This window comes from Pseudomonas sp. RGB, from assembly GCF_007713445.1.
In the GTDB taxonomy this organism is placed as follows: domain Bacteria; phylum Pseudomonadota; class Gammaproteobacteria; order Pseudomonadales; family Pseudomonadaceae; genus Aquipseudomonas.
The window spans coordinates 38,203-47,650 of the sequence record NZ_VMSH01000018.1; the positions used below are offsets into that span (position 1 = coordinate 38,203).

The following is a 9,448-nucleotide window of genomic DNA, read 5'->3' on the forward strand; positions in this document are numbered from 1 at the left end:
CTTATCAAATGGAGGCTTTGCGGCGGTTGTACAACCCACCCAGCAAACCCGTCAGGCAACCGATGACCAAGCCGCTCAGATGAGCCGCGTTGGCGATTTCGCCGAAACCGATCATCGAGATCAGCCCCGACATGCAGAGCACCAGCCATATCAGCATCATCGCCAGCACCCCGCGAGGCAGGCGATAAGCCGGGTTGGGCGACAGCAACTGGAAAATCCAGCAATGCCCGAGCAAGCCATACAATACGCCGGACAGGCCGCCAAACAGGCTCGGGCCGCCATAGGCGTATTGCGCGTAATTGGAAACCAGGCTGAACAGCAGGGTCAGGCCCAGCAGGTTGATACTGCCCTGGCGCACTTCAATGCGCCGGCCGAGTTCCCAGTACCACATGCCGTTCATGGCCAAATGCAGGATGCCGAAGTGGATCAGCATCGGCGTGACCAACCGCCACCATTGCCCCGACGCCATAGTCTGGGCAAATGGCGTGAACTGGAGGTACTCGCCCGTCACATGGAACGGCAGAAACGTCAGCCAGCTCATGGTTTGCAGGTTTTCACCCAGCAACGTCACCGCGCCGACAATGATGCTCGCCAGCAGCACCAGCGCCGTCACCGGGCTGTGGCGTACCTGCTGAACAAAGCTGGGACGCGTAACGGGCGCCCGCTCGGGGATGTCCAGTTGCTGGTCCGGGTCACCGTCGGGAAAGCGTTGGTACAACACGCGCACGTCGTCGCTGATGGTTTCGGGCACCCACAGCACCTGCTCGCCGGCCTCTTCGCTGACACGATGGGGCACTTGCATGCGTTGCAGCAACTTGACGAAACCCGCCAGGTCGACACTCAGCGGCAAGCGCAAAACAGCTACGGTGCTCATGAAATAACCTCAGGGCGCTCAACGTCGACCCAGACAAATTTACGCGGATCCAGCTGGGTTTCCTGGTCCAGCCGATACGCCACCAGCTTACCGTACAGCACAGCGCTGTAATCCAGACAGGCCAGGTTCGGGCGGATCGGCGCGGGTTTGCCGCTGCGCCAGTAATGGCCGACGAACAGCAACGGCTCGTCGACGCCATAACGCAGCAGGGAATTTTTTTCGCTGGACGACAGCGGCGTACGCGCCACCGGCTCCGGCAGCGCATCGGGCTGGAACACGATGTCGCCATAGGTTTTCGGGTCGTCTTCCCAGAATTTGGTGCGAAAGAACGAGCGCGTCAGCCCATCGCCACCGGTCAGCGTCAGGCCATCCGGCAGGCGCATGTCGGTGCCGCGCAGCAGGCGGTCGAAGGCGTTGCAGGCAAAACTGCCCGGTACGGCGGCGGCCTGCAGAAAGTGCTGGTCGATGCAGCCATCCGGGAACGTCGCGCGCAGCGGCTGGATAAAGCCCTCGTCCCAACACGCGTGCACCACACGGAAACGCCCGGCATCGACAAACAGCGGCATGTCATAGAACCAGCCGAGAAAGTCGTGCCAGTCGGCCGGGTGGTGCTCGAACTGGGTCAGGGTCTCGTGGATCAACCGCGCGTGGCGTGGGTTGTGTTCGCGCACAAACTGCTTGCCACTGCCCGGCGGCGCGGGTGTGCTCCAGCCCAGCGCATTGAACTCGTGGTTACCCATGATGCACAGCGCCTGGCCGGCCTCGGCCATGTCGTGGACGATGTGCAGCGCCTCGCGAATGCGTGGGCCACGGTCGATGATATCGCCGAGGAACACCGCCATTCGCGTCGGATGGCGCCAGGTGCCGCCCTGTTTGTGGTAGCCCAACCGGTCGAGCAAGTGCTCAAGGGTATGAGCGCAACCGTGCACGTCACCAATCAGGTCGTAGCTACGCGCGGGATCGAGCATCAGTCGCCTCCACCCCCCAAGCGGCTGCCCCAGCCCAACTTGGTCCGGCACACTTCGTAATAGTTGTGGTCCAGCGGGTGGATCAACCGCAACTTCTGCGCCTTTTTGCTCACGGTGATGGTGTCACCGGGGGCGCAGGTGAAATGGTTCTGCCCGTCACAGGAGACTTGCGGGTAGATCTGCATGTCTTTGGACACCACGATTTTCAGCTCACTGTTGCCATCGACCACAATTGGCCGGCTGGACAACATATGGGGGTACATCGGCACGATCACAATGGCATCCAGCTTGGGGTGCATGATCGGCCCGCCGGCCGACAGCGCATACGCCGTGGAACCGGTCGGCGTGGCCACGATCAGGCCGTCGGCCTTCTGGCTGCACACGAACTGGCCGTCGATATACAGCTCGAACTCGATCATCCGCGTCGACTTGCCGGGGTGCAGCACCACGTCGTTGAGCGCGTCGCCCTGGCCGATGGCTTCGCCGTGGCGGCGTACTTCGGCCTGCAGCAGGAAGCGGTTTTCGACCAGGTAATGGCCGTCGAGCACCTTGGCCACTTCGACTTCCAGGTCATCGGGGCGGATATCGGTCAGGAACCCCAAACTGCCGCGGTTGATCCCCAGCACCGGCACGTTATGCCGCGCCAACGCCCGGGCTGCGCCGAGCAGGCTGCCGTCACCGCCGACCACAATCACCATGTCGCAGACTTCGCCGAGCATTTTGCGCGACGAGGTTTGCAGGCCATGGCCCGGCAGGATTTCGGCGATGGTGTCTTCGAGGATCACGTGCAGGTGGCGCTCGAGCAGAAACTTTTTCAGTCGGCGGACGGTGTCCAGCACCTGGGTACTGCCCAAGCGACCGATAATGCCGATATTGCGAAATTGCTCCATGGGGCTCCTGCGGGGTTTGGGGTGTGGCGAAAAACAACGATTATGGGCGAAAGGCCGCGTCAGGCAAAATCCTTTGTCGCCGCGAACCCTTGATGACAATGGTTCTCAGCCACCTGTACAGACGTTAAACGGCTATGCTCGGACCATGACTGTGTTCCCGGATTTGCACAACCTGCCCCGCCAACTGCGCCACCCCGAAGTGCGCGATTTGGCGTGGGTGATGCTTGCCCCGCCGATGCTCGCGCAAACGCCCTGGCCGCAGCGCCACCCGCTGGCGGGCAGCGAGTGGGTGCAGGCACCGCATCTGCTGGAGCGATGGTTACGCGCGCTCGATCAAGACAGCAGCGCCTTGCAGCACTGGCTAAGCCTTGCCCGCACACGGCGCCTGGGCCTGTATTACGAGCGCCTGTGGCAATTTGCCGTGCAGCATGCGCCGGGCGTGGAATTGCTCGCCGCCAACCTGCCGATCCGCCGCGCCGGGCATACCTTGGGCGAGCTGGACATGCTGCTGCGCGACCGCGATGGCGTGCACCACCTGGAACTGGCGATCAAACTGTATCTCGGGCCGCAGGACGGCAACGGCCTGGACGCCGCGCAATGGCTGGGGCCGGGGTGCCATGATCGGCTGGACCGCAAACTGGCACACCTCGCTCAGCATCAGTTGCCGATTTCAGCGCGTGCGGAAAGCCGCGAGGCATTGGCGGCGCTGGATATCCAGCAGTTCGATGCGCATTTGTGGCTCGGCGGGTATTTGCTCTATCCCTGGCCCGGCCAGGCCGAACCCCCTCACGGCGCCCATCCGCAGCATCTGCGGGGGCGCTGGCTGCATCAACGTGATTGGCCGGCGCTGGTCAGTGCCAGCCCGCCGGGGCGCTGGCAACCGCTGCCCAGGCATGCCTGGCTTGCGCCGGCGCATTACCCGCAGGACGAGGTGTGGAGTGAGGAGCAAATGCACGGCTGGCTGGCGGCACTTGACCCGATGGCGCCGGCGCAGCTTCTGGTACGCATGGTTCGCAATGGCGAGGATTGGGAAGAAGCCGAACGCCTGTTCCTGGTGGCCGATCTCTGGCCCAACGTCCCAGGCGTTACTTGACCTTCAGGTGCCGTGCGTACCAGGGCCGCCTCGGCACACGCTTGAACAATGCCTGCAAGCCTTCGTCCTCAGCGGCAAAGGTAATACGCAGCGCCAGCTTCATGGTCTCCGGGTCCATCTCCATCGACCTGCCCATCTGCAAACCCGGCGTGGTGCTGCAGCCGTGGGTGTCCGGCCCCAGCCACGGATCGCCGACCTCCACCCAGCGCCCCTGCGCGAACCAGTTCACGCCATTGACTTCCAGCCGGCTGACCTCACCGGGGTTGAAGCGCTCGTGGGCGCGAAACCAATCCTCGATGCGGTCATCGATCCAGCCGTGAAAATGCCAGAACACCGGGTTTACATGGGATGAAAACGGATCACCGAGAAAATCGTTCTCCGCCGCATACCAACGCGCGGCAAAGTCCGATGGGTCACGGGCGAACGGCACCGGCGCGCCGTTGGACGGGTCACGGGGCACCGAGGCCCAGCGCATGTGCAGCCAGTCGTGCAGGCCTAATTCCATCTCGGAACCCAATTGCCCAAGGCTCAGCTTGGCCAGGTAACGCGGGTCGCGGTATTGGGATTCCCAGACCTGAAAGTTGCTGTGGTAAGTCTGGGCCGCCTTGATATCGCTGACCCACTGGGTGTATTCGCTGTCATCCGGCGCCGACCAACAGGGCGGCAACGCGAAGCCGTCGTGGTTATCGAAGTAACGCACAAAGCCCAGACGGTCGCGTTCCAGCGCCGGCTGCGGCTCGGGGAATTGCGGCCACGACGGCAAATCTTGCATGGAACGCGCAGTGCCGAGCATATGGCGGTGCATGAAAAAAAAGTCGATACCCGAGCCGTTGCGATCTTTGCGTTTGCCACGGGCGTCGCGTTCCTGGCCGCGCGGGCCGGGCTGCCAGCCGATGCCGCGCAAGGCGTCGCGTTTTTCTTCCGAGAGCTTGTGCCACTGGTCGCGGGTGGCGTGCCAGAGTTGGTGAAACAGGCGGTGCTCCGGCGAAATCAGCCAGGCCAGCAGCGTCGGGTTCAGGCCGATGCGTTGGCGGGCTTCGGGAAACAATTGTTTGTGGGCGATAAAGCGGTTGTCACGCTCGGTCAACGCCAAGGGGCGATCAAGGTTGAGGATCTGCCCGCTGAGGGTGCTGCTGCCGGCGTTAGCGAAGTCGGCCCAGACTTCATCGAGGGTCATCTTGAATTCATAGGCCGGTGCGCCGTCGGCCGCCTCGCGGTCGATCAGGCGCCAGTAAAGCAAGGCGCCCTCGCCTGTCAGCACGTCACCGAGTACGCGGTAACGCGGTTCACCTTCGGCGCGCAGGTTTTCAGCAGTGTCCAGGTAGCCGCGCAGGCCACGGCCACGCGGGGCGATGTCCAGCAGCAGTTCCAGGCCTTGCAGCGGCAAGCCCTTTAGCCCGGCGTCGCGGCCTTCCAGGCGCAGGCTCCACACACCGCGCAAAATGTTCGCCAAGTGCTGGCCTTCAGTGTCGGCCAAATCCACCGTGGCCTCGCCCGGGGTAATGGGGAATTCTTCTTCACGCGTCAGCTCGCGATGGGCATAAAAGGCCGCCGGCACGGCAGCGCCCGTCAGCGCCAGGCCTGCGATGAACCCACGTCGAGAGATCGTCATTGTCTACCTTAGGAAACGGCTTAATCAGAGCTAGAACGTTTGCAGCCTTCGAAAATTTACCGCCGCGCCACGCGGGCCTAAATTTCCCCGGCGATGGCTCGTTCTTCCCTGATAGCAAAGGCCTCAACTGACTGAGATGGCAATGACAAAACCACGTTCAAAAAAGGCGCTGTTGATCGGCCTGCCGCTGGCATTGGCCATCGGCGCCGGGGCCGGCTTTCTGGTCTGGGACCACTGGTTTCGCGGCAATGCCGGTTACCCGCTGGAGGTGATCAAGCAAGCCAATGAAATGCAGGACCGCCTGCTGTCGTTCGACAGCCACATCACGGTGCCGATGGATTTCGGCACGGCCGGCAATGAGGCCGACAAAGATGGCAGCGGCCAGTTCGACCTGGCCAAGGCAGCACGCGGGCGCTTGTCGGGCGCAGCCCTGACGATTTTCGGCTGGCCGGAAATCTGGAACGGCCCCAACGCGCCGCATAAGCCCACCGACGGTTTTGTCGAGGAGGCCCGCCACGAGCAAGAGGTGCGCTACAAGATCATCTCCGGCATGGTGCGCGACTTTCCCAACCAGGTTGGCATCGCCTACACCCCGGACGATTTGCGCCGCCTGCACGGTGAAGGCAAGTTCGCGATCTTTATCAGCATGCTCAACGCCTACCCGCTGGGCGATGACCTGAACCAACTGGACCTGTGGGCGGCGCGCGGCATGCGCATGTTTGGCTTCAGTTATATCGGCAATAACGCCTGGTCCGACTCGTCGCGCCCATTGCCGTTTTTCAATGATTCGACCGACGCCCTCGAAGGGCTGTCGCCCATCGGCCAGCAGGCGGTGCATCGCCTCAATGACCTGGGCGTGATCATCGATGTGTCGCAAATGTCGACCAAAGCCCTGGAGCAGGTGGCGCAATTGAGCCGCACGCCGATGGTGGCGTCCCACTCGGCGCCGCGCGCCTCGGTAGATATCCCGCGCAACCTCAGCGACAAGGAGTTGCAACTGATCAAGAACAGCGGCGGCGTGGTTCAAGTGGTGGGCTTCCCGGCCTATTTGCGTCCGCTGAGCCAGCCAACCCAGGACAAACTCAACGCCCTGCGCGCGCGGTTCGACCTGCCGCCGCTGCCCAACCTGGCCATGGCCCTGATGCCCGGCGACGCAATCATTGCCGCCTGGCCCGAGCAGAAGTTCGGCCAGTACGCCCAGGGCCTGTACGGCATTCTCGAAGAAGAACCCAAGGCCACCCTCAAGGATTGGGGCGACGCCATCGACTACACCGTGCGCAAGATCGGCATCGATCACGTCGGCATCTCGTCGGACTTCAACGACGGCGGCGGCATCCAGGGCTGGGAGAACGTCGGCGAGGTGCGCAACGTCACCGCCGAGCTGATCCAGCGTGGCTACTCCGAAGCCGACATCGCCAAGCTGTGGGGAGGCAACTTCCTGCGGGTGTGGGACCAGGTACAAAAAGCCGCCAAGCCCTTGGCTAACCGCTAACCACCTAGAAGCACGTCCATGACTGATCGCCGTACATTTCTCAAACAGGCTGGTGTCTTCGCCGCCAGCCTGCCGCTGGGCGCTGCGCTGATACCTCAAGCATTGGCCGACAACCCGGCACCCGCTGCTAACGACCCATGGACGGGATTGAAACAGCTGTTCAACCAGGACCCGAACTACCTGCACTTCTCCAACTTCCTGGTGGCCTCGCACCCCAGGCCGGTGCGCGAGGCGATCGACCGCTACCGCCAGCAGATCGACCGTAACCCAGGGCTGGCGATGGATTGGGGTCTTGAGGAAACCTGGAAACGCGAAGGCCAGGTACGGGAATGGGCCGGTCGCTACTTGAACGCCAAGCCGGCGCAAATTGCCCTCACCGGCAGCACCTCCGAAGGGCTGGCGATGATCTACGGCGGGATAAAGCTGCGGCCCGACCAGGAAATCCTCACCACCGTGCACGAGCATTACGCCACCCAGAACGTCCTGGATTTTCGCGTGCTCAAGCAAGGCACGCAGGTGCGCCGGTTCAGGCTGTTCGAAGACGCCAATCGCGTGTCTGCCGACGAAATCCTCGGCAATATCCAGCGCAATATTCGCCCCAACACCCGCGTGCTTGGCATGACCTGGGTGCAGTCGGGCAGCGGCGTGAAACTTCCGATTGGCGAGATCGGCAGGCTGGTGGATGCACTCAACCGTCACCGCGATGAAAACGACCGCATTCTCTACGTGGTGGACGGCGTGCACGGTTTTGGCGTGGAAAACCTCGACTTCCCCGACATGCACTGCGACTTCTTTATCGCCGGCACACATAAATGGATGTTCGGCCCGCGCGGTACCGGCCTGGTGTGCGCCCGTGACGCCGAAAACAAATACGTGACGCCGATGGTGCCGACCTTCTCCGAAGACACCAACTTCGCCACTACCATGACGCCCGGCGGTTACCACGCTTTTGAGCATCGCTGGGCGGTGGACGAAGCGTTCAAGCTGCATTTGCAGTTGGGCAAGCCGCAAGTGCAGGCGCGCATTCACGCGCTCAACAGCGAATTGAAAAGCCGTTTGCTGGCTCACTCGCAGATCGAACTGGTGACGCCGCGCAGCCCTGATCTCTCCGCCGGTTTTACCTTCTTCCGCGTCAAGGGCCAGGACAGCGAGGCCGTGGTCGCCCACATGATGAAAAACCGCGTGGTGATCGATGCGGTAGACCGCGATGTCGGCCCTGTGATTCGCACCTCCCCCGGTCTGCTTAACAGCTCGGATGAGATCCAGCGTTTCATGAGTTTGCTGAGCCAACGGCTGTGAACCCTTTTTCCTTTGAACGAGATGCCCACATGACTCCATCCCGCCTCAAGCCCCTCACTGCCCTGGCGCTGACCGCCCTGTGCGGCGCACTGTTGCCAGGCCTGGCCCAGGCCGCCACCGCGCAACCGGGCAAAGTATTCAAAGACTGCAAGGACTGCCCGGAAATGGTCGTGCTGCCGGCCGGCACCTTTACCATGGGCACCCCGGAAGACGAAGTCGGCCGCGAGCCCGACGAAGGCCCGATGCATGAGGTGACCTTCGCCAAACCCTTCGCCATGAGCCGCTTCCATATCACCGCCGGTGAATGGGACAGCTATATCCGCCAGACCGGCGTCAAGATCGCCGACGGCGACACCCGCCCAGGGCGCGAATGCATCGCCAGCAAGCCACGCTACCCGCAAGGCCCGCGCCAGCCAGCGGTGTGCATGGACATGGACGACATCAAAAATTACGTGGCCTGGCTGTCGAAAAAGACCGGGCAGAAGTACCAGATGGTCAGCGAAGCGCAACGTGAATATGCGGCGCGTGCGGGCACCACCGGGCCGTTTCCGTTTCCTTTCGATGAGGGCAAGGGTTACAGCATCGCCGAACATGCCAACACTTACGGCCCGGCGGATGGCTACAGCTATTCCTCGCCGGTGGGCAGCTACCCGCCGAATGCGTTCGGCATGTACGACATGCACGGCAATGTCTATGAGCGGGTTGCCGACTGCGAGCACCCCAACTACGTCGGCGCGCCTACCGACGGCAGCGCCTGGGTCGAACCGAACTGCGAGAGCTACCAGATCCGCGGCAATGACTGGGGCGAAGCGCCCGTGTTTTCACGCTCGGGCAACCGCAACAATATTTACCCGCAAACGCGCGGCGACTGGATTGGCTTTCGGGTAGTGCGCGAGCTTTAAGCGCGGCGCCGTTCAAAATGTGGGAGCTGGTTTGCCTGCGATAGCGGTGGGTCAGTCATCCCTTTATCGCCAGGGCCGCCGCCTTCGCGGGCAAGCCCGCTCCCACATTTTGCCTTGCGTATGCCAGGTAAGGGTTCGCGGCAATGGCTGGGCGGCTGGGCTTAGGGTCGTGCGCAAGCCGTCAAGACCGCCACCGTTCAAATGTGGGAGCTGGCTTGCCTGCGATAGCGGTGTGTCAGTCACCCCTGTATCGACGGGGCCGCCGCCTTCGCGGGCAAGCCCGCTCCCACATTTTGCCTTGCGTACATCAGGTAGAAA

The 9,448-nt window shown here is 62.6% G+C and carries 7 protein-coding genes and 1 pseudogene; 4 read left to right on the forward strand and 4 right to left on the reverse strand.

The window, feature by feature from the left end; translation table 11 throughout:
* Positions 1 to 4: 4 nt before the first annotated feature.
* From FPT15_RS26145 to FPT15_RS26155, 3 genes are read right to left on the reverse strand one after another with little or no spacing between them, the layout of a single operon-like run.
* The gene (locus tag FPT15_RS26145; protein ID WP_145165716.1) at positions 5 to 874 is read right to left on the reverse strand and encodes a rhomboid family intramembrane serine protease; all 870 of its coding nucleotides are present in this window, start codon (positions 872 to 874) and stop codon (positions 5 to 7) included.
* Entirely contained in the window at positions 871 to 1,845 is a 975-nt protein-coding gene (locus FPT15_RS26150; RefSeq protein ID WP_178119752.1) for a metallophosphoesterase, read from the reverse strand. The genes FPT15_RS26145 and FPT15_RS26150 overlap by 4 nt, the downstream gene beginning before the upstream one ends.
* A complete protein-coding gene (locus tag FPT15_RS26155; RefSeq protein ID WP_010210870.1) occupies positions 1,842 to 2,732 on the reverse strand; it encodes an NAD(+) kinase in 891 nt (296 codons plus the stop codon). The genes FPT15_RS26150 and FPT15_RS26155 overlap by 4 nt, the downstream gene beginning before the upstream one ends.
* On the opposite strand from FPT15_RS26155, the pseudogene FPT15_RS26160 reads away from it, so the two are divergent.
* A pseudogene (locus FPT15_RS26160) lies at positions 2,724 to 3,825 on the forward strand (DUF1853 family protein). The gene FPT15_RS26155 and the pseudogene FPT15_RS26160 sit on opposite strands and share 9 nt — an antisense overlap.
* On the opposite strand, the gene FPT15_RS26165 reads toward FPT15_RS26160, so the two are convergent.
* Complete coding sequence (locus FPT15_RS26165) at positions 3,818 to 5,437, reverse strand: PvdJ/PvdD/PvdP-like protein (protein ID WP_145165719.1); 1,620 nt, start codon at positions 5,435 to 5,437, stop codon at positions 3,818 to 3,820. The pseudogene FPT15_RS26160 and the gene FPT15_RS26165 overlap by 8 nt on opposite strands.
* Positions 5,438 to 5,579: 142 nt before the next feature.
* Here FPT15_RS26165 and pvdM point away from each other — a divergent pair, with 142 nt between their 5' ends.
* From pvdM to FPT15_RS26180, 3 genes are read left to right on the forward strand one after another with little or no spacing between them, the layout of a single operon-like run.
* The gene (pvdM, locus tag FPT15_RS26170) at positions 5,580 to 6,929 is read left to right on the forward strand and encodes a pyoverdine-tailoring dipeptidase-like protein PvdM (RefSeq protein ID WP_145165720.1); all 1,350 of its coding nucleotides are present in this window, start codon (positions 5,580 to 5,582) and stop codon (positions 6,927 to 6,929) included.
* 18 nt (positions 6,930 to 6,947) lie between these two features.
* Positions 6,948 to 8,228, forward strand: coding sequence for an aminotransferase class V-fold PLP-dependent enzyme (locus tag FPT15_RS26175; RefSeq protein WP_145165721.1), 1,281 nt, complete (start codon positions 6,948 to 6,950; stop codon positions 8,226 to 8,228).
* A 29-nt stretch (positions 8,229 to 8,257) separates the two neighbouring features.
* Positions 8,258 to 9,130 (forward strand): formylglycine-generating enzyme family protein, encoded by an 873-nt coding sequence (locus FPT15_RS26180; protein ID WP_145165722.1) that lies wholly within the window; start codon positions 8,258 to 8,260, stop codon positions 9,128 to 9,130.
* Positions 9,131 to 9,448 lie beyond the last annotated feature (318 nt).